17 protein-coding genes and 6 pseudogenes are annotated in these 20,284 nt (G+C 40.8%); 12 read left to right on the plus strand and 11 right to left on the minus strand.

Going from position 1 to position 20,284, the window contains the following annotated elements; genetic code table 11:
• Positions 1 to 168 precede the first annotated feature (168 nt).
• Both radA and polA read right to left on the minus strand, forming a co-directional pair.
• Positions 169 to 1,543, minus strand: a pseudogene (radA, locus tag AC0L6R_RS02185) (DNA repair protein RadA).
• Positions 1,544 to 1,736: 193 nt separating this feature from the next.
• Positions 1,737 to 4,564, minus strand: a pseudogene (gene polA, locus AC0L6R_RS02190) (DNA polymerase I).
• Between the two features lie 162 nt (positions 4,565 to 4,726).
• Here polA and AC0L6R_RS02195 point away from each other — a divergent pair.
• Positions 4,727 to 5,041, plus strand: coding sequence for a hypothetical protein (locus tag AC0L6R_RS02195; RefSeq protein WP_283413471.1), 315 nt, complete (start codon positions 4,727 to 4,729; stop codon positions 5,039 to 5,041).
• Positions 5,042 to 5,301: 260 nt separating this feature from the next.
• On the opposite strand, the gene AC0L6R_RS02200 is transcribed toward AC0L6R_RS02195, so the two are convergent.
• Positions 5,302 to 5,739 (minus strand): hypothetical protein, encoded by a 438-nt coding sequence (locus AC0L6R_RS02200; RefSeq protein WP_283413472.1) that lies wholly within the window; start codon positions 5,737 to 5,739, stop codon positions 5,302 to 5,304.
• Positions 5,740 to 5,993: 254 nt separating this feature from the next.
• Here AC0L6R_RS02200 and AC0L6R_RS02205 point away from each other — a divergent pair.
• Positions 5,994 to 7,674, plus strand: a pseudogene (locus AC0L6R_RS02205) (amidase).
• Between the two features lie 293 nt (positions 7,675 to 7,967).
• Here AC0L6R_RS02205 and AC0L6R_RS02210 read toward each other — a convergent pair.
• From AC0L6R_RS02210 to gpmI, 3 genes and pseudogenes are all read right to left on the minus strand, one after another.
• Complete coding sequence (locus AC0L6R_RS02210; RefSeq protein WP_473269751.1) at positions 7,968 to 8,342, minus strand: hypothetical protein; 375 nt, start codon at positions 8,340 to 8,342, stop codon at positions 7,968 to 7,970.
• 46 nt (positions 8,343 to 8,388) lie between these two features.
• Entirely contained in the window at positions 8,389 to 8,538 is a 150-nt protein-coding gene (locus tag AC0L6R_RS02215) for a hypothetical protein (protein ID WP_473269752.1), read from the minus strand.
• Positions 8,538 to 10,062 (minus strand): annotated as a pseudogene (gpmI, locus tag AC0L6R_RS02220) (2,3-bisphosphoglycerate-independent phosphoglycerate mutase). Before gpmI ends, AC0L6R_RS02215 begins: the two are co-directional and overlap by 1 nt.
• A 137-nt stretch (positions 10,063 to 10,199) precedes the next feature.
• Here gpmI and AC0L6R_RS02225 point away from each other — a divergent pair.
• From AC0L6R_RS02225 to AC0L6R_RS02235, 3 genes are all read left to right on the plus strand, one after another.
• On the plus strand, positions 10,200 to 10,598 hold the full coding sequence (locus AC0L6R_RS02225) for a DUF4783 domain-containing protein (protein WP_473269753.1): 399 nt from the start codon (positions 10,200 to 10,202) through the stop codon (positions 10,596 to 10,598).
• 194 nt (positions 10,599 to 10,792) lie between these two features.
• Complete coding sequence (gene nadC / locus AC0L6R_RS02230) at positions 10,793 to 11,650, plus strand: carboxylating nicotinate-nucleotide diphosphorylase (RefSeq protein ID WP_283413477.1); 858 nt, start codon at positions 10,793 to 10,795, stop codon at positions 11,648 to 11,650.
• A gap of 60 nt (positions 11,651 to 11,710) precedes the next feature.
• The gene (locus AC0L6R_RS02235; RefSeq protein WP_473269754.1) at positions 11,711 to 12,115 is read left to right on the plus strand and encodes an META domain-containing protein; all 405 of its coding nucleotides are present in this window, start codon (positions 11,711 to 11,713) and stop codon (positions 12,113 to 12,115) included.
• A gap of 1 nt (position 12,116) precedes the next feature.
• Here AC0L6R_RS02235 and AC0L6R_RS02240 read toward each other — a convergent pair whose 3' ends face one another.
• The 3 genes from AC0L6R_RS02240 to queG all read right to left on the minus strand — a co-directional run bounded on the left by AC0L6R_RS02240 (position 12,117) and on the right by queG (position 14,190).
• Positions 12,117 to 12,578 (minus strand): CorA family divalent cation transporter, encoded by a 462-nt coding sequence (locus AC0L6R_RS02240; protein WP_473269755.1) that lies wholly within the window; start codon positions 12,576 to 12,578, stop codon positions 12,117 to 12,119.
• Between the two features lie 133 nt (positions 12,579 to 12,711).
• Positions 12,712 to 13,098, minus strand: a complete 387-nt coding sequence (locus AC0L6R_RS02245; RefSeq protein WP_473269756.1) for a CorA family divalent cation transporter — start codon at positions 13,096 to 13,098, stop codon at positions 12,712 to 12,714.
• 156 nt (positions 13,099 to 13,254) lie between these two features.
• A complete protein-coding gene (gene queG / locus AC0L6R_RS02250; RefSeq protein WP_473269757.1) occupies positions 13,255 to 14,190 on the minus strand; it encodes a tRNA epoxyqueuosine(34) reductase QueG in 936 nt (311 codons plus the stop codon).
• A gap of 250 nt (positions 14,191 to 14,440) precedes the next feature.
• On the opposite strand from queG, the gene AC0L6R_RS02255 reads away from it, so the two are divergent.
• The 3 genes from AC0L6R_RS02255 to AC0L6R_RS02265 all read left to right on the plus strand — a co-directional run bounded on the left by AC0L6R_RS02255 (position 14,441) and on the right by AC0L6R_RS02265 (position 16,270).
• The gene (locus AC0L6R_RS02255) at positions 14,441 to 14,722 is read left to right on the plus strand and encodes a hypothetical protein (protein WP_473269758.1); all 282 of its coding nucleotides are present in this window, start codon (positions 14,441 to 14,443) and stop codon (positions 14,720 to 14,722) included.
• On the plus strand, positions 14,676 to 15,665 hold the full coding sequence (locus tag AC0L6R_RS02260) for a hypothetical protein (protein ID WP_473269759.1): 990 nt from the start codon (positions 14,676 to 14,678) through the stop codon (positions 15,663 to 15,665). The genes AC0L6R_RS02255 and AC0L6R_RS02260 overlap by 47 nt, the downstream gene beginning before the upstream one ends.
• Positions 15,666 to 15,985: 320 nt before the next feature.
• Positions 15,986 to 16,270, plus strand: a complete 285-nt coding sequence (locus AC0L6R_RS02265; protein WP_473269878.1) for a hypothetical protein — start codon at positions 15,986 to 15,988, stop codon at positions 16,268 to 16,270.
• On the opposite strand, the pseudogene AC0L6R_RS02270 reads toward AC0L6R_RS02265, so the two are convergent.
• Positions 16,266 to 16,373, minus strand: a pseudogene (locus AC0L6R_RS02270) (tRNA epoxyqueuosine(34) reductase QueG); the annotation flags it as partial. The gene AC0L6R_RS02265 and the pseudogene AC0L6R_RS02270 overlap by 5 nt on opposite strands.
• 97 nt (positions 16,374 to 16,470) lie before the next feature.
• Between AC0L6R_RS02270 and AC0L6R_RS02275 the strand changes: the two are divergent.
• Positions 16,471 to 16,728, plus strand: a complete 258-nt coding sequence (locus AC0L6R_RS02275) for a DUF6364 family protein (RefSeq protein ID WP_283413485.1) — start codon at positions 16,471 to 16,473, stop codon at positions 16,726 to 16,728.
• Positions 16,721 to 17,131: a type II toxin-antitoxin system VapC family toxin gene (locus AC0L6R_RS02280; RefSeq protein ID WP_283413486.1), complete on the plus strand. Its 411-nt coding sequence runs from the start codon at positions 16,721 to 16,723 to the stop codon at positions 17,129 to 17,131. Before AC0L6R_RS02275 ends, AC0L6R_RS02280 begins: the two co-directional genes overlap by 8 nt.
• Here the strand turns inward: AC0L6R_RS02280 and AC0L6R_RS02285 are convergent.
• Complete coding sequence (locus AC0L6R_RS02285) at positions 17,123 to 17,356, minus strand: hypothetical protein (protein ID WP_283413487.1); 234 nt, start codon at positions 17,354 to 17,356, stop codon at positions 17,123 to 17,125. The two genes, AC0L6R_RS02280 and AC0L6R_RS02285, sit on opposite strands and share 9 nt — an antisense overlap.
• 190 nt (positions 17,357 to 17,546) lie before the next feature.
• On the opposite strand from AC0L6R_RS02285, the gene AC0L6R_RS02290 reads away from it, so the two are divergent.
• Positions 17,547 to 18,647: a vWA domain-containing protein gene (locus AC0L6R_RS02290; RefSeq protein WP_283413488.1), complete on the plus strand. Its 1,101-nt coding sequence runs from the start codon at positions 17,547 to 17,549 to the stop codon at positions 18,645 to 18,647.
• A 5-nt stretch (positions 18,648 to 18,652) separates the two neighbouring features.
• Positions 18,653 to 20,177 (plus strand): annotated as a pseudogene (locus AC0L6R_RS02295) (P-loop NTPase family protein).
• The last annotated feature ends 107 nt before the right edge of the window (positions 20,178 to 20,284 follow it).

The raw sequence follows: 20,284 nt of genomic DNA on the forward strand, positions 1-20,284 counted from the left end.
AAAAAAATAAACGGTTGCGTATATATTTCTATAGAGCTAATATGCGCAATTAATTGTGATTCAGAATCCTACTTCATTGGATTTTATTACCCTCCACGTGCTTTACTAATCTTTCGACGTACCGGCTCCAAACTTTTTTCTCCAAGGACCATTTAGCACTTGAAATTCCTAAAAAATCTTCTGATAAACCTCCTCCAGCTTACTTACAGGCATGACTTCAATTTTGTATTTGCTGAGATCCAAGCCTTTCACAGCGTATTTGGAGACAATGATTTTTTTGAAACCTAGTTTCTCAGCCTCTGCGATTCGGTTTTCGATTCGGTGAACAGCCCGTATTTCTCCACCCAAACCAACTTCTGCCGCAAAACAAATTTGCTCAGAAACAGGCGTATCCTCATAGCTGGAAATCAAAGAGGCGCAAACTGCCAGATCCAGTGCTGGATCATCCACTCTTAGTCCACCTGCTACATTCAAAAACACATCTTGCTGCCCAAGTCGCATTCCGCCCCGCTTTTCCAATACTGCCAGTAGCATATTCAATCGCTTGGCATCATGGCCCGTGCTACTTCGCTGCGGAGTCCCATAAGTTGCTGGACTGACTAAGGATTGGATTTCGATCAGAAGTGGGCGATTACCTTCCATCATGGCGCCTATGGCCACACCGTTTAGCACTTCTTCCCGCTGTGTCAGTAAGATTTCTGATGGATTGGCGACTGGGCGGAGACCCTCTACTCGCATCTCATAAATACCGAGCTCATGGGTAGATCCAAAGCGGTTTTTGGATGTCCGCAGAATTCTATAGCTCATGTGTCTATCTCCCTCAAACTGCAAAACCGTGTCCACCATATGCTCCAGTACTTTTGGTCCGGCGATGGAACCGTCTTTGGTGATATGACCAATTAGGAATACCGGAGTTCCTGTTTCCTTGGCAAACTTCATGAGTTCGGCAGTGCATTCCCTGACTTGGGAAACTGAGCCTGCAGCAGATTCTACATACTGAGAAGTCAAGGTTTGGATAGAATCAATCACCAGTAAATCTGGCTTTAGCGCTTCGATTTGCTGAAAAATCTGTTGGGTATTTGTTTCCGAAAGCACGTAGCATTCCGGGTTTTTTGCAGACATACGATCCGCACGCATCTTGATCTGAGCCTCGCTTTCCTCACCGGAGACGTAGAGGATTTTTTTGGTATTGAGAATCAAAGCAATCTGAAGCATCAGCGTAGATTTCCCTATTCCAGGTTCTCCGCCAATTAATACCAGTGAACCCGGTACAATTCCTCCTCCCAAAACCCGATCAAGCTCCGCATCTCCCGTTACATATCTTGGTTGCTCCTCGTAGTTGACTTCTTGGATTTTCTTAGGTACAGATGCTTTTTTGGGTGCCTGTTGTTGGAGTTTTCCAAGACCCTTTCCCTGATTCCTCCTTTTGGATCACTTCTTCCACATAGGTATTCCATTCCCCGCAAGCAGGGCATTTGCCTAGCCATTTTGGACTTTGAGCACCGCAGTTTTGACAGAAGAATGTTGTTTTTATTTTGGCCATGTGGATATGGGAATTACGAGATGCTATTTAGGAGGTTTGCTGGAACCTCGGAGATTGAATTAGGAAGTGAATTTTTCCTAGCAAGTTAATCTGGAAGTTATTTTCAAAACTTTCAATTTATAAATAATGAATGCCGAACGTTGAATATCGAATTTAAAACCTTCCAACCTTCCAACCTTCAACTTCCAACCTCCTAGTGCGCCTGCAGCCAATCCGTGCCTGTTCCAACTTCTACTTCTACCGGTACGGCCATTTTGATGGCATTGGACATCAGACCAGGTATGTTGGCTTTAAGGAGTTCAACCTCATCCTTGTGTGCATCAAAAACCAATTCATCATGCACCTGAAGGATCATCTTGGACTTGAGGTTTTCCTTTTTCATCCATTGATGCACATCGATCATGGCGACTTTGATCAGATCGGCTGCAGATCCTTGGATTGGTGCATTGATCGCATTTCGCTCCGCAAAGCCACGCATGGTTGCATTTCGACTGTTGATATCCCGAAGATATCTCCGGCGACCGAGGATAGTCTCCACGTATTCGTGAGTTTTGGCTTTTTCAATGGCTCCATCCATATACTCTTTCACAGCAGGAAATTCCTTGAAATAGGAATCAATAATCTCTTTGGCCTCACCGCGTGAAATAGACAATCTCTGTGAAAGTCCAAAAGCCGAAATACCGTAAATAATCCCAAAATTGGCTGTTTTGGCTTTTCTACGCATATCTGAAGTCACTTCTTCCAGGGAACCTGGAAGATCTTTGCAGCGGTAGTCGCATGAATATCTCTTCCGCTTTTGAAGGCCTCGATCATAGATTCATCGCCTGAAAAAGCCGCCATGATCCGCAATTCAATCTGAGAGTAATCCGCTGCCAATAGGATGTGGTTTTCATCTCTTGGGACGAAAGCCTTTCGGATTTCCCGGCCTCTCTGGGTTCGGATTGGGATATTCTGAAGGTTTGGATTGATGGAAGAAAGACGGCCTGTTGCAGCCACAAACTGGTTATAGGTCGTGTGAATTCTACCTGTTTTGGAATTGATCAAGAGCGGCAAGGCATCCACGTAGGTAGATTTTAACTTCACCATTTGGCGAAAGTCCAGAATATTCTGGATGATTTCGTGCTCATGTGCAAGTTTGCTTAGCACTTCTTCACCGGTAGCGTATTGACCGGTTTTAGTCTTCTTGGCTTTGGGATCGAGTTTTAATTTATCAAAAAGCACTTCGCCCAGTTGCTTTGGAGAAGCTAGATTGAATCTAACTCCAGCCATTTCATAGACTGTGTTCTCGATCTCCTTACTTTCTTTTTCCAACAAAAGGGACATTTCTGCCAGACTTTCCATGTCTATCCGAACTCCTTCAAATTCCATATCCGCGAGTACATTGATCAGCGGATTTTCTACCTCGTCAAACAGTTTTTCCAGGTTATTCTCCTTCAATAAGGGATCAAATTCTGCTTTTAACCTCAGCGTAATATCTGCATCTTCAGAAGCATACGCAGTCACTTCATCTTCGTCTACATCACGCATATTTCCCTGATTCTTGCCCTTTTTGCCAATCAGTTCTGTGATGGAAACTGGCTCGTAATTCAGGTATTGCTTTGCCAGCCAATCCATGGAATGCTTGCCATCCGCATCGATCAGGTAATGTGCAAGCATGGTGTCATAAAGGACTCCCTTGACTTCGATATCGTAATTTTTCAGTACCAAAATATCGTATTTGATATTCTGGCCAATTTTCAGAATAGCTTCGTTTTCAAAAACCGGCTTCAGTAACTCAAGAATAGCTAAGGTCTCCTCCCGACTTTCTGGACAAGGAATATAATATGCCTCCCCTGTCACATAGGCGAAGGATATTCCAACCAACTCAGCCTCCATTGGATTTACGGAAGTAGTCTCGGTATCGAAGCAAAGCTCTTTTTGAATCTCCAAATACTCAACAAGCTCCAAGATTTCAGCCTTGCCTTTGACCTTATGATAATTCTGAATATTGCTGTGAATAGTATCCGGTGCTTTTTGCTCGGCTACGTTTACAGATTCCTCTTCAAATTCTATTGCAGGTGAGGAAGAGGCTGTAGCAGCTGGAGCCTCTCCGAAAAGTCCTAATTGATCGTTTTTCTGAACTGCAGCTTTTTTGTCTGTGCCTTTGAAAACCCTGGAAGCTAGGGTTCTAAACTCAAGCTCTGTAAAAATCGCACGAACTTTCTCCTCGTCGATTCCCTCGTATTTTAGGTCTTCTTTTACGTAGGTAATTGGCACATCACATTTGATCGTGGCAAGTTCCTTTGACAAAATACCCTGCGCGGCAAAGTTCTCCACATTCTCCTTTTGCTTTCCCTTCAGATCAGCGGTGTTTTTCACCAATTCTTCTACGGTGCCGTAGGTCTTTAGAAGTTTGACAGCGGTTTTTTGTCCAATTTCAGGAATTTCAGGAATGTTATCCACAGCATCTCCCATAAGGCCAAGAATGTCCCGAACTTGATCTACATGCTCTATATCCCATTTGGCGCAGATCTCTTTTGGCCCCATGATATCCACACCATTTCCCATGAAGGCTGGCTTGTAGAGGAAAATATGATCATCTACAAGTTGCCCATAATCCTTATCGGGCGTCATCATATAAACAGTGAAGTTTTCCTTCTCTGCCTGCTTGGCCAAAGTGCCAATTACATCATCAGCTTCGTAGCCGTCTAATTCCAAAATCGGGATGTTGAAAGCCTTCACAATTTCCTTTACCCAAGGAATGCCCACGGCTATATCTTCTGGCTGTTCCTGGCGGTTTGCTTTGTAAGGTTCGTACTGAACATGGCGGAACGTTGGGGCGTGGGTATCGAAGGCGACCCCAATGTGGGTAGGTTTTTCCTTATCAATTATTTCGAGTAAGGTATTGGTAAAGCCCAGCATGATGCCGGTATTCAATCCTTTGGAGTTGATTCTGGGGTTTTTGCTGAAGGCAAAATGCGCTCTATAAATAAGCGCCATGGCATCGAGTAAAAAAAGCTTACAGGGCTGTTTTTGGGACATTTGAAGTAAATTTATAGTAAAAAGGCATCTGCGTTTTAGCCAAGCAAGTTACAAATTTTAGACAAGGAGCTATCCAAAATCTAGCTATATCCATTGATAGTGCGACAGAGTTTGGCTGTAATATTGACAATAGATCAAACCTGACTTTAAACAAACAATCTTATGAAAAAATTATTCGCAATTCTCGCACTTGTATTCTCCGCTCATATGCTTGTAGCAGCGCCGGCAAATGACGATAATTCCAAAAAAGAGAAAACAGAATTGACAGAAGCTCAAAAAGAGCGCTTAGCCGAAATCCAAACTAGAGTGGATGAAATCAAAGCCATGGATTTTAGTGAAATGAGCAAAGAAGAAATTAAGGACGTTCGTAGTGAGCTAAAGGAGATGAAGGAGGAAGCCAAACGTGCCGGAGGTGGAGTTTACATTTCTGTAGGAGCAATTATTATTATTTTACTTCTGTTGATTTTGCTTACCTAAGTAGAAAAATTAGGTGATTATCCGCATAGATGCCAGTCACCTTAGCTTCTTTGCTTACTTGGTAGTAAGACCCATGAGCGAAGACTCCCGCTTTGGCGGGACAGGCTGAAGTGACCTCAATTATGATTTTGAACAAATTCTAGATTGCTTTTCCCTTTTTACTGGCACAAAAGCGGATATATAAAAAAATAAAATCTATAGAAGTGAAAAAGGAAGATCAGTAACGATCCTCCTTTTTTTGTTACAGGGTTTCTTCACTTTTATTTTTGTGTTTCAGCCAGATAATTTTTTACCTGAAGTCCCCTCAGGAATACTGCAATCAGCGGAATAAGCCAGAGAATTTCATTGAAAATAAGTTGGAATGCAGTGCGCTTATTCCAGCCAAGATCAGGGACAAAACCCAAGGCAAACCAGATTGAAAGGATAATTTTTCCAGTGATTCCTGCAATAATCAGATATACCCAGCTGATCGGATAGAAGGCACTAAAAAAGATAAGTATACCGACTATAATCCCAAACCCTCCATAATAGGCTAAAGAAAGACTAGCATTTACTTCAGAACCATTTGCGAGCCATGTCAAAATGGAAGGGCCCATCAATCTGTAAATTGCTGACCAAGCGATGGTGTACATCCCAGTTAGCAGAAGAATTCCACGAAAGGACATTGGGAATACAGGAAAGGAAGGATTTTGATCCATTGGTTGATTATATTGGGTAATTGATCATGCACATAGCATTCTTGGATTACATTATGTGATTATCCGCAATGATGCCAGTTGCCTTAGATTCTTTGCTTATCTGGTCGGAAGACCGATGACCGAAGACTCCCGCACTGGCGGGACAGGCTGGAGTGGCCTCAATTATAATTTTGAACAAATTCTAGATTGCTTTTGCCCCTTTACTGGTAGAAAAGCGGATATACATATTACTTACATTATTACAAAACTATTCAATGGAATCAAAAAACACAGTTTCTTCATCCGCTTTTATACTTATCGCTGCAGCAGGATGCTTACTTCTTGGATTCACGCTTGGTAGAAATACCGGTGAAATTACACCTATTTCCATAGAGGGAGCTTCCGAGATTTTTGGCTTGTCTTTTACTCCTGCAGAAAAAGACAGCATGTTGGGTTGCATTAGAAAATCAACGCAATAGGTATGAAGCCTTGCGCGAAGTAAAGCTAGACAACTCAGTAGCACCATCTTTGGTTTTCAATCCCCTTCCTAAAGGTTTTCAACCTGCACAAACCCAGAGACCGCTAGACTGGGGCTTAGCCACGGAAATGCCCCTGCCTGAAAAGGAATCTGACATTGCCTATATGCCTGTTCACGAACTCGCTGTGCTAATTAAATCAAAGAAAATATCCAGTGAACGTCTGACAAAAATTTATTTGGATCGCATCAAAACCTACTCAGATACGCTCCAATGCCTGATTTCTTTGCTTGAAGATTCTGCATTGGAAAAAGCTAAAGCGATGGATGCTGAATTGGCTGCAGGAAAATATAGAGGTCCACTTCACGGGATTCCTTATGGAATCAAAGACCTTTTGGCAGTGAAAGGTACCAAAACAACTTGGGGTGCTATGCCATACAAAGATCAGGAAATCGATATGACTGCTACGGTTGTGAATAAGTTGAATGATGCAGGTGGTGTATTGGTTGGCAAATTCACACTTGGAGCCTTGGCGATGGGAGATGTATGGTATGGAGGTGTTACCAAAAACCCTTGGAATCTGGAGCAGGGTTCCAGCGGTTCCTCTGCAGGATCTGCGTCAGCGGTAAGTGCAGGCCTAGTTCCTTTTGCTATAGGTACAGAAACATTGGGGTCGATAGTTTCCCCGTCCACTAGAAACGGTGTCACTGGCTTGCGACCCACCTATGGACGTGTCAGTAAAAATGGCGCTATGGCTTTGAGTTGGTCTATGGATAAAATCGGGCCGATTTCGAGATCAGCGCTGGATGACGGGATTGTCTTGTCTATCATCAATGGGGAGGACGAGATGGATGCCAGCACGATAAAAGCAGCTTTTAATTTCTCATCCAAAACTGACGTGAAAAAGCTGAAAATTGGTTACTTCGAGGACTTTTTTGAAGGGGATGGTTCAGGGTCTCAGAACAACCGAGGTGTACTTGATCTGCTAAAAAATCAGGGATTTGAGCTGCACCCAGTAGAATTGAAAACTTCTGTAAATCCCAGAGCGATACAAATTATGCTTTCGGTGGAAGGCGCAGCAGCATTTGATGAATTGACTAGATTAGGCTGGGATGATCAATTGGTTGCCCAGCACAAAAATGCCTGGCCTAATGCTTTTCGTGCGGCTAGATTTATTCCTGCAGTGGAGTACCTACAGGCGGCACGGCAGCGAACTATTCTTATTGAAGAAATGCATCAAATCATGCAAGATTACGATGTAATAGTTACTCCAAGTTTTGGTGGAGCCCAGCTACAGATCACCAATTTAACTGGCCATCCTGCGCTTTGCCTTCCAAATGGTTTCAGTGAATCCGGGAGCCCAACTTCTATTACGTTGTTGGCTAATCTTTTCGAAGAGGAGAAACTGGTAATGCTTGGAGATCTAATTCAAAAAAATAGCGATTGGCAAGCTAAGCGGCCTCCGATGTTTGATAAATAATTAAACAATGTGATTATCCGCAATGATGCCAGTTGCCTTAGATTCTTTGCTTAACTGGTCGGAAGACCGATGACCGAAGACTCCCGCACTGGCGGGACAGGCTGGAGTGGCCTTAATTATAATTTTGAACAAATTCTAGATTGCTTTTCCCCCTTTACTGGTAGAAAAGCGGATATACATATTAAACAATATGATCATCCGCAATTTTGCCAGTAACCAAAAATTCATTAGAAAAAGAAAGGACTGAAGATTTTCTCCAGTCCTTTACTTTGTTTTTTAATGTGGAAAAGCCCTTAATCTTTTGGGACTATTGTTCCTTCGATTTTCATGTTATTCTCATCCAAAAACCAAATCTTCTGAGTTGTCTCAATGGAATAATGATCAATTAACTTGGTAGTATTATCAATATAGATAGCTGCCAAGGTAGTAGTAGAGTAGAATAAGTTATCATCTTCTATTTTGATTGAAACACTGCTTACTACTCCATCATCATAGGTTACTTTGACGAATTTCACTTTTTCTTTGGAATTTGGTAGCGCTTCGTGAGTCAAACCATCGTCTGAAGTCGTGGTTTTATAGGATTGTAGCATGGAAGCCTTATTGATATCAGCTTCTTTGAAAATGCTAAATTCTTCCTCCCAATCCTTGATAGAATAGACCACTTTCACTTCCTTTTTCTCTTCTTGAATCTGAGAGACTTTGGCAACTTCTACGTTATCTACTTTTTGGATATTCTTCTTCTACAAATCCTTTTAGATCAAAATAGGGGTCTGTTTCGATGGTATTTGAAATCTCATCCACACAGGAGGAAAGCCCAAACAAAACGAAAAGGATCCCTAAAGAAAAACTTTTGCAATGTTTCATTAAGTCAAAAGGACATTTCCAGTCATATCGCTTGGCTTTTCTATCCCCATCAGTTGAAGAATTGTCGGAGCCAAATCTCCAAGTTTCCCATCATTAATAGTCAACTGGTCATTTTTGTCCACCATGATGCAAGGCACTAGGTTGGTAGTATGCGCGGTGTTTGGAGAACCATCTTCGTTGATCATCATGTCACTATTACCGTGATCTGCAATTACGATAATCGTGTAATCGTTGGCCAAAGCCGTCGTGATTACACTTTCTGCGCAAGCATCCACAGCTTCACAAGCTTTCACAGCTGCATCGAAATCTCCTGTGTGACCCACCATATCTGCATTGGCGAAGTTCAGGCAAATGAAATCAGCACTTTTCTTTTTCAGCTCTCCATTGATTTTGGAGGCAATTTCAAAAGCACTCATCTCAGGTTTGAGGTCATAGGTTGCCACTTTTGGAGATGGGCAAAGTAATCTGCTTTCTCCCATGAATCTCCTGCTCTCTTCCTCCGGAAAAGAAGAAAGTCACATGAGGATACTTCTCAGTTTCAGCTATTCTTATCTGCTTCTTATTGGCTCTTTCCAGAACTTCTCCCAAGGTATTATTAAGATTGTCTTTTTCGAATAGAACTTCTACTCCTTTGAAAGTCGCATCATAATTCGTAAACGTGATATAGTCTACATTCAACTTTTTCATATTGAAATCTTCGAAATCACGCTGTGTAAGCGCTTGGGAGATTTCCCGGCCTCGGTCAGTGCGGAAGTTGAAGCAAATCACAAGATCGCCATCTTCAATCATAGCCAAAGGCTTATTATCAGCTCCAACATGGATGATTGGGCGTATAAATTCGTCAGTCACACTGTTTTCATAAGATTTGCGCATGGCGGCGATGATGTCCTTGGACTTTTCTCCCTCACCTTTTACCATGGCATCGTAGGAAAGCTTTACTCGCTCCCAACGATTGTCTCTATCCATTGCATAATATCTGCCTACTACCGAGGCGACTTTCCCTGCAGAATGAGTCAAATGCTCCTGAAGGTCTTCAAGATATCCTATACCTCCTTTAGGATCTGTATCTCTACCATCTGTAAATGCATGAATAAACACATCGTCCATTCCATTAAATTTTGCTGCATCACAAAGGCCTTTCAAATGCTTAATATGTGCATGTACACCACCGTCGGAAAGCAATCCCATAAAGTGAGCTTTCTTCTTTGCTGCTTTAGCTTTGGCAAATGCTTCTACCAAAACAGGATGTGTATTTAGCTCTTTATTTTCTACGGCAAGGTTGATTTTCACTAAATCCTGATACACCACCCGGCCTGCACCTATATTCATGTGACCTACCTCAGAATTGCCCATTTGGCCTTCTGGTAAGCCTACAGCAAGACCAGAAGCTTCCAGTTTTCCATGAGGATATTTTGTGTAAAGACTATCTACAAAAGGGGTTTTTGCTTTGTCAATCGCAGAAACAGAAGGATTGGTGGCTATTCCCCAACCATCCAAAATCATTAAAAGTACTTTCTTATCCATACCGCAAATATATTATAATTCAGAGTAAAGTAGTCCCGAAATCCTGATAACACAAAACTTCCAAGATATGCGCTTGGTAAACTGATAAATGCAGAACATGATTCCTTTTTTGGCTTAGTATTTGCCTAGCAAGGGCAATGACCTCATTATTAAGTTTAATCGTTTCGATATTCCTGTTTATTCAATCTCCTGGTGAGGATATTGAAAACGTGAACTCCATAGAAACGGTTATTTCTGCAATTGAAAGTGGTTCTAGCAGCGATTTAGCCAAATACTTCGATTCCAGTATATCCTTAAATGTAAACGGACAGCAGGGAGATTATTCTAAAAATCAGGCAGAACTTGTCTTAAAAGATTTTTTTAAGAGAAATCCTTCATTAGGTTTTAATCTTGTTTTCCGAAGTGAAAACAACCCAATTTTGAGCTCTTATATTGGTGATTATCAAACTGGCCAAGGAATTTTTAAGGTGTTTATAAAAGTCTCCCAACAAGCTTCTGAATTTAAAATTTACAGTTTGGAATTTGTAAAAGGCTAAGGTGTTTTTTAAAGCATTTTTACCCTGAGGAGCTTGGAGAAAGCATAATGTTGGTGATCGCTTTCCCTTGAATATTGAATTTGATTACGGATCATTGCTCATTATCTATCTTCAATTCCAATGAAATGCTTTTTTACTGAAAGAAATTTGCGCATTTGCGCCTTTGCGGGAGCTTCAAATCCCTATTTTTGGGCATGAAACCTACTTATCTTACCGAAGAAGCCATTTCCACATTTATTGCAGCTGCCTTTGCAGAGGATATTGGTCCAGGTGATTACTCTTCACTTTCTTCTATTCCAGAGGGAAAAACCGGGCAGGCAAAACTCCTTATCAAAGACGATGGTATAATAGCGGGTATCGAGTTGGCAGAGAAGATTTTTAAGACTTTTGATCCCACTCTTGAAGTAGAGCTGTTGATCAAAGACGGCGATGAAGTCAATTATGGTGATATTGGTTTGATCGTAAAAGGGGCTTCAGCTTCTATTCTTTCTTCTGAGCGGTTGGTCTTGAATTGCATGCAGCGTATGAGTGGGATTGCGACCCTAACTCATCGTCTTACTAAAAAGATTCTGCATACAAAGGCTCGTTTGATGGATACTCGTAAGACAACTCCTAATTTCAGATTGATGGAAAAATGGGCTGTATTAATCGGTGGAGGCGTTAATCATCGCTTTGCACTCTATGATATGGTCATGCTCAAAGACAACCATGTAGATTTTGCGGGAGGAATACCTCAGGCTATTGAAAGATGCAATGCTTATTTAAAAACCAATAATCTGGATCTGAGAATAGAAATAGAAACCCGAAATCTGGATGAAGTCAAGCAAGTGCTGGCCGTAGGGGGAGTAGATCAGATAATGTTGGATAACATGGATTATGCGACTATGCGAGAGGCGGTAGGTTTAATTGGAAATCAATACAAAACCGAAGCTTCTGGGGGAATTACCGAAGAGACCCTTGTAGATGTGGCTGAATGCGGAGTAGATTATATATCAATGGGGGCATTGACACATTCGGTGAATAGTTTAGATATCAGCTTGAAGGCTTTTTAAAATCAGATGTCGGAACAATTTGGCATGATTTAGGACTTATTAGAAGTAAATCACCCAATTATGAAAAATATATTCCTTGCATTCACACTTCTTATTTTAGCTTCCTGCAGTTCCAAATCATATCCTGATAAAAAGTGGGACGGCAAGCAATGGACTTTGGTGGAGATCATGCAAGTACCGGTTCAAACTTCAGGTTCGGAGCAGGATGCTCATTTAATTTTTGATTCCAGAGAAGGTATGATTACTGGGACTGGTGGATGTAATCGTATTTTTGGACCTTATGAAATAGGGAAGAAAAATACATTGAAATTCGAGGGGAAATTGGAGCGACAAATGGCTTGTCAAGATTCTCCTTTCGAAAACAAATTTTTGGAAGTCCTCAAATCTGTGCGCTATTATCAGGTAAGTGCTGGAGAGCTCTTACTTAAAAATGGTAAAAAAGATGTCATTTTAAAGCTTCAGTAAGCTATAGCCAATTTTTCCTTCGGAAAAAAAGAAGCATACCAATCACAGCTGCTGTCATTCCACCCATGACGACGAAATAGCTGTATTTCCAATGTAACTCAGGCATATTGTCGAAGTTCATTCCATAGACCCCTGCCACAAAACTCAGCGGAATAAAGATCGTGGAGATGATGGTAAGCACCTTCATGATGTTATTCATGCGGTTGGAAAGGCTATTCATGTAGAGATCCAAAACTCCTGAGGACATGTCTCGAAAGACCTCCATGGTTTCGATTACCTGTATGGTGTTTTCATATAAATCACGGATAAAAGGTCGGGTTTCGGGACTGATTTTGTGATCTGCGTATTTGTCGAAAGAGCCAATCACTTCACGAAGTGGATACACCGTCCTGCGAAGATCCATCATTTCACGTCTTTGCACATAGAGCGCATTCAGCGTCTCATTGCAGACTGGGGTGAACATCGCTTGTGGATTCCAGGTTTTCTATCCGTTCACCCACATTTTCCATCACGATGAAGTAATTGTCAATCACGGCAGTCCAGAAGTGCATAGAGTAGGTAATCGGCTTTTCGCTGTCGGATGGCGCGTTTTTTGATCAGCCAGGCGACTTCTGCACAAACTGAAAAACGTCTCCTTTTTTCTCTTGAAATGTCAATAAAACTCCATCTTTCAACACAAAGCTGATTTGCTCATCATCTATCGGTGCCTCTGGCGAATCACATTGGATCATCTTCATGGCGGCAAAAAGATAATCCTCAAATGCTTCCATTTTCGGACGCTGATCTACGTTCAGAATATCTTCCATAGTCAGCTTATGGATTCCAAACAGTAAACCGATTTTCTCCATCAATTCTACGTCATGAAGGCCAATCACATCTATCCAAAGTACCTTCTTTTTCAGCTTCAAATGTTCCTCCAGTTGATTGAGAAGAATAGTTTCTTCATATAAATCATTTTCATCATAGGTGATGATATTGATCAATACTTTTTCTAGCTTTTTATCTCCGGTAAAGACTAAAGCACCAGGAGGTAGTCCAACCTTGTGAGTGTTTTTCTTTTTTCTTCTTTTTAGGCTTAAAAAGCTTCTGAACAGCTTTAAGATTTGGAGTTTGAGGGCTCATAAGAATCTCGGAAGAGGTTAATTTGATTTCAGAAAGTCGATATTTCTTTTTAACCCTGCAAGTTTGGTGCGCTTTACTGCTGATTTTTTGAAAACCTTACGGAAAGTTTCTTCAGTGATTTCTTGCCAATCCCGATTGGTAAATTCTTCTAGCTCTGGATGAGGTTGGAATTTTGGCTCCTGATGAGGCTTGGAAAAGCGATTCCAAGGACATACATCATGGCAGATATCACAGCCAAATGCCCAGTTTTCCATCTTGCCTTTGAACTCGCTGGGAATGGAGTCTTTCAGTTCAATGGTCAGATAAGAAATGCATCGGGAACCATCAATGACTCCATTTTCCACAATCGCATCTGTGGGACAAGCATCGATGCAGGCAGTGCAAGTACCGCAGTAATCTTTGGCAAGAGGGGTATCCGGAGTTACTTCCAGATCAATGATGAGTTCGGCTAGAAAGAAGAAACTGCCTTGTTGTTTATTCAGTAAAAGACTGTTTTTACCAAGCCAGCCAAGCCCAGCTTTTTGCGCCCATTGTCGCTCCATCACTGGTGCCGAATCCACAAATCCACGACCATCGATTTCACCGATTTCATCGCGTAGGATTTCTAGAAATTCATTCAGTTTGTCCCGAATCACAAAGTGATAATCCTCTCCGTAGGCGTATTTGGCAAGCTTGATATTGGAGTTACCTCTTGGCAATTCATCCTTTGGATAATAATTATAAACCAAAGAAACCACAGATTTAGCACCTTCCACGAGTTTGGTAGGATCAAGTCGCTTGTCAAAGTGATTGGCCAGATAGCCCATTTGACCGTTGTAATTCCGGTTAAGCCAATCTTCCAGTTTAGGTGCTTCCTCCTCCAAAAATCCTGCTTTTGCTATCCCGCAGAAGTCAAACCCCAGCCGTTTGGCGGTGGATTTGATAAGGGAAGCGTTTTTTGAGGCGAGAGTCATGGGGTAAAGATACAAGTCTTACGGTTCTCGGTGATTGCGAAGGGGTTTAAGAAAAATTACAATGTTGAATTTTGATGTGTCGCCGAAAATCAATAAACTAAAGAAGTTTTTAGACAATCAACTAATCAAATTTTATGAAAAACACTTTTAGCCCCCCCCCAAATGCAATTATCTTAAAAAACCGTTTTACCATTTATTTTTAATCCTGCTCTTAGTTCAAATAATTTCTTCCTGTACACAGGAGCAGGATTTGCAAATTTCCCAAGATGAGCTTCAGCTGATCCGTACGTACTTTGAAGCGGAATTGACAGGGAAAACCACCTTTGACAATCAGCCATTGGAAATGGATTGGGAAAATGCAAATTATTCTGAAGGGCATTATGAAATTCCCTTGCTGAGCCCTTTGCTTGGCTTTGTTCCTAAATACCAAGATGTGGAAACGAGGCTATTGGTTCCAAACGGAAATATGGGGGAATCTTCTCTTTATGACTTTGGATACGGAGGAGATAATAGGTGGCCTCAGCTTTATTGAATTGACTTCCGACCCGGACAAAACCTCTCTGGATACTTATAGGCATATGAATTTTAGTAAGGATCTACAGCCTGGAGACTTTGTATATAAAAGAGCTACAGCTTCCGATCCTAACGCCTATATGCCTGTACAGTGTGAACCTGCAACGATCATTTATTATGAAAAGGATTGTTATATAATTGCAAGTACATTAGTGAATTGTAGCGAATGGCGTGAAGTAGAAAGAGTGGAAATTGAAATTTGCGGTCCTGATGGTATTATTGGGGGAAATAATTACAAGGTAATTCAGATTGATATGAAAGATATTTCAGAACGTCATCAAGATTTGATAAGAGATCTAATAGGCGGAACAAATACTGAAATTAAGAAAATATTAAACATGTTTAATGATGAAGCAACTACATCTGTTCCATATAATTTAAAATTTCAATATGGAAACTGTGGAACAGCAACTGCATGTACAAGCCCACAAATTACAAATAACTATGCAATAGTAAGCTATAATCAATCTGTAATATCAAATGCTACCGATCTTTCTATGGCACGATCTACCATGCATGAGGTACTTCATGCATATTTAGTATATGAATTAGAATATCCTAATGATTGTGATTTAAATTGTTTGCTAAATGATTATATAGCTATTTATGGTGGAGAAGATTTAAATCCTGTCCATCATAATTTATTTGTAGAAACTAAATTTTTGAATGATATAGCTGTTGTTGAGTTAAAAAATTACGCCTCGAGCGTAGGGTATAACGTTGGAGTTATTGGGGATCAATATTTTAAAGATATGGCGTGGGGTGGTCTCCACGATACAGATGTTTTTAAAAATACATTAACATTGTCGGAACAACAACGAATTAATAACAGATACAATGCTGAACTTAATAATACCAATGTTGGAAATATTGCACCAATTGGAACGTTACTTTGTGATTAGCCTTCGATCCATTATACTGTGTATTGTTTTTTCTTTAGTTGGATGCTCTTCTGTAAAAAATGAAGATCTAGAAATTAAGGAGTTAATCACTACAGTACTTGCGAGAAAAATTTCCATAAGCGATACTGTGAAAGTATCTATGAAAGCGGATGCGGAGTGGGTTCAAAATCCCCTCTTAAAACCGTGTAATCTTGAGTCATTTTCAAGGCTAAGGAGTATAATTAAAATAGAGGGAAAATCTTTACAGAGTATTTCTTAGTGAAGAAGATTTAAAAAAGATATGTGTAGAGTCGGAAGAGGATTTTATCTTTTCTAAAAAAATGGTTCCTCAATCGGTTAAACTTGTAGAACAGAACTATTTAGATTCGCTCTTTGCTGCTTACACTCTGTCTTTAAAGAATCAAACTGTTGCTTCTCAACAATTTGAGAATTTGAATGCAAATGCATATATCCGTTTATCAAAGCCTATATTTTTGCAAAAGGGTAAATTTGCCTTCATATATTATTCTAATCACTCTTCAGAAAGTTCTTCAAGCTTACTTGTCTATGAGAAAACAGGTCAAAAATGGGAATTGATTTTATCATTTCCTTTATTGATTTCTTAGGTGCCTCCTTTAGAAATCCCGCTTTCGCTATCCCACAAAAGTCAAAGCCCAGCCGCTTGGCGGTGGATTTGATGATGAAAGAGTGTTTTGAGGCGGGAGTCATGAGGCAAAGATACAAGACTAAAGTTTCCCCTTTAAATTCATAAATGGAACATCTTTCCCCAAAATACACGTATATTTAAATCAAACACGTGTCACTTATGAAAACCAAACTCACACTCACTGTAAAAAAGGAAATTGTAGAGAAAGCCAAGATGCAAGCGGCTAAGAGAGGAATTTCGCTTTCTAGGATGTTTGAAGAGATTTTTGAAAAAGAAACACCTAAAGTTGAAAAAACTCAGGAGCAGCTAGCAGCTGCACGATTTTTAGAGAGATTAAAAAAGGAGTCTCCAATCAAAGCCCTCGAAAAGTCAGATAAAGAATTAATGCGAGAACACCGCGATAAAAAGTATGTATAGGATATTTTTGGATTCTAATGTTGCGCTGGACTTAGTTGCAAATCGGGAGCCGTTTGTGGAAGACTCTTTGCCATTTCTTACCTTAGTGGCAGATGGTGAAGCTCAGCTGTTCATTTCTGAAGTGTCTTTAGGCCTACTTATTTATATGTCTTTTGACCGCTATAAACTAGTTGATGCTAAAGAAAAACTGCTTCAGTTTAATGGCTTTTGCAAGGTAATCTCTGGGGGAGAGCAAGCATTTTTGCGTGCTATGAATTCAGATTTCAAAGACAAAGAAGATGCTCTTCAATACTTTACTGCCATTGAAAATAAAATGGATTTCCTAATTACTCGTGACCTTAAAGACTTCAAAACAGCGAATCAAATTCCTGTTCTCACTCCCAAACAATTTTTCTCAAGCTAAACCCCTTCTCCGCATTTCAGGCTCATCCTGATACCATTGTTCTTCAAAAGTTTCTTTTACGACCACATCTGCAATCAGCACTGACCACACCATCCACAAGACCAAAACAGGGCCTACCAAGAAAAGCAGCCATATCAGAAACATACCTAAATTGAATTGTATAGCGCTGACAAATATGATTAACACACCAGTGACTATACCGACGGCTCCAAGGTAGTTTTTCATAATTTTAGAGTTTTTATTCCATTTACTAAACTACCATACCCTTCTGTTTGTTACCTGAACTGTCGGAGTCAATAAAATTCCACTAAATTGAATTTCAAGGCTTTCCGGCTTAGTTAATTTTGACAAGAGTCTCGTTGGTTACTTTAAAACCAAAGTCTTGTGTCTTGAATCTTGATACTTGAGTCTAATTATGAAAGGATTTCGATTTACTCAGTTCGTACCCACTCAGGATCCTGAGAAGAATACGTTTGAGAATCTGTTGAATATATTTTTGCAACTCGTCACCATGACTGGCGGGGATGTGGCTGAGGCGATGAGCTGGCTCACCAATCTTGACAATCGCTACAACATGACCAATCCCAAGTATGGGATCGGAGACTTTATAGAGGATCTGAAAAGCAAAGGCTACCTAACCGAGGAAAACCGAAAAGGAGAATTCAAGGTCACTGGGAAAGCTGAGCAGACGATTCGCAAGTCAGCTTTGGAAGAGATATTCGGCAAACTTAAGCGCGGAAAATCAGGTCAACATAAAACCACACATTCAGGACAAGGAGAAGAGCGTGGCACAGATCGCCGAGCTTATGAATTTGGAGATAATCTGGATCAGATTGCTTTGACGGATTCTTTGAGAAATGCCCAGGCAAATCATGGTTTTGGTGGAGATTATTTGCTTACCGAAGATGACCTGGAAGTGGTGGAAAATGAGTTTCGATCACAGACATCTACGGTGCTGATGATAGATATTTCCCACTCTATGATTTTGTATGGGGAAGATAGAATCACTCCAGCGAAGAAAGTAGCCATGGCTTTGGCAGAACTGATCAAAACTCGATATCCAAAAGACACACTCGACATCATCGTCTTCGGAAATGACGCTTGGCAGATAGAAATCAAAGACTTGCCATTCCTGCAAGTTGGCCCTTATCATACGAATACCGTTGCTGGTCTGGAACTAGCGATGGATATACTTCGAAGAAGGAAGAATCCAAACAAGCAGATTTTCATGATCACCGATGGAAAACCGACTTGCCTGAAATTGGGAATCAAATACTATAAAAATGCTTTTGGAATAGACAGCAAGATCCTCAGCGAGACACTGAAACTTGCGGCCCAATGCCGAAAATTGAAAATACCAGTGACTACCTTTATGATTGCTTCAGATCCCTATTTGAAGGAATTTGTAAAGGAATTTACCAAAGTGAATAATGGGAATGCCTACTACAGCAGTCTGAAAGGGCTCGGCGACCTGATTTTTGAAGATTATAGACGAAATAGAACGAAACGCTTTTAAGCAATATGGACTACCAAAAACTGACACCACAGGAACTCACCCAGATAAAAACCCTCGGCCAACTGAAGGCAGCTGGCTACCAACCCAAATCAATCAAAGAAGAACTTCGCGATAATTTGATTTTGAAGATCAAGCGAAAGGAAAACGTCTTTGAAGGAATCTGGGGATATGAGGACACTGTGATTCCAGACATTGAGCGGGCAATTCTTTCTCGACATAATATCAATTTACTTGGTCTGAGAGGGCAGGCGAAAACGAGAATTGCCAGGATGATGACACATCTTTTAGATGAGTATGTTCCTGTAGTTTTTGGTGCGGAACTGAATGATGATCCTTTGCTACCCTTGACTTCTTTTGCCAAAGATTTGATTGAGGAAAAGGGTGATAATACACCAATAGGATGGTGGCATAGATCAGATAGATATACAGAGAAATTAGCAACACCAGACGTGTCGGTTGCCGATTTGATTGGTGATGTGGATCCGATCAAGGCTGCTACGATGAAGTTAAGCTATAACGACGAACGTGTAATTCACTATGGTTTGGTACCAAGATCGCATCGCTCCATTTTCGTGATCAACGAGTTGCCGGATTTACAGGCTAGAATTCAGGTTGCACTTTTCAATATTTTGCAGGAAGGAGATATTCAGATCCGTGGTTTCAAATTGAGGCTGCCGCTGGATATTCAATTTGTCTTCACGGCAAACCCTGAAGATTACACCAATCGTGGGAGCATTGTAACACCACTAAAAGATAGAATTGAAAGTCAGATCATTACGCATTATCCTAAATCTATAGAGATAGGGAGAAGGGTAACTGCACAGGAAGCTAATTTGAAAGGCAAGCCTGTGGACAATATCTATGTGCCTGAACTGATGAAAGACTTGATCGAGCAGATTGCTATTGAGGCTCGAGGTTCTGAATTCGTGGATGAGAAAAGCGGTGTTTCTGCGAGATTGACGATTTCGGCTTACGAAAACTTGATTTCCGCTGCTGAGCGTAGAATGTATATGAATGGAGAAAGTAATACCATTATTCGAATTGCTGATTTGATCGGAGTTATCCCAGCAATTACCGGAAAGGTGGAGTTGGTCTATGAAGGCGAGCAGGAAGGCGCAGGTTTAGTAGCTTATAATTTGATCGGAAAAGCCATCCGTTCGCAGTTTATAAATTATTTCCCATCACCTGAGCAGAAGAAAAAAGAAAAGCAAGGCAATCCTTATGTGTTGCCTCTAGCTTGGTTTGGTGAAGGAAATGAGTTGGATATCCTAGCTTCTCAGGGAGACAAGGACTACAAGTCTGCACTTCATTCCGTACCAGGTTTGGAAGAGGTAGTGACGCAGTTGGTGAAAGACATACCTGAAAAAGAGAAGGAATTCTTTATGGAATTTGCACTTCATGAGTCTGGCGGAATTCTCTCAGCTAAGCAAAAAAGTGCTGGATACAGGATTACAATTTAAGGACCTTTTTAGCTCCATGTTTGATATGGGACCGGGAGAAGAAGATGATTTTGAGGAGGATGATTTATAAATGATTTCCCGCAGATCAGCGCACAATAAAAATCGCAGATATTCGCCGAATGTTTCTAATCAGCGAATTTCTGCGAAACAGATTAGCGTAAAATCTGCGGGAAATAC

Source organism: Algoriphagus sp. 10J20-15 (assembly GCF_055809615.1).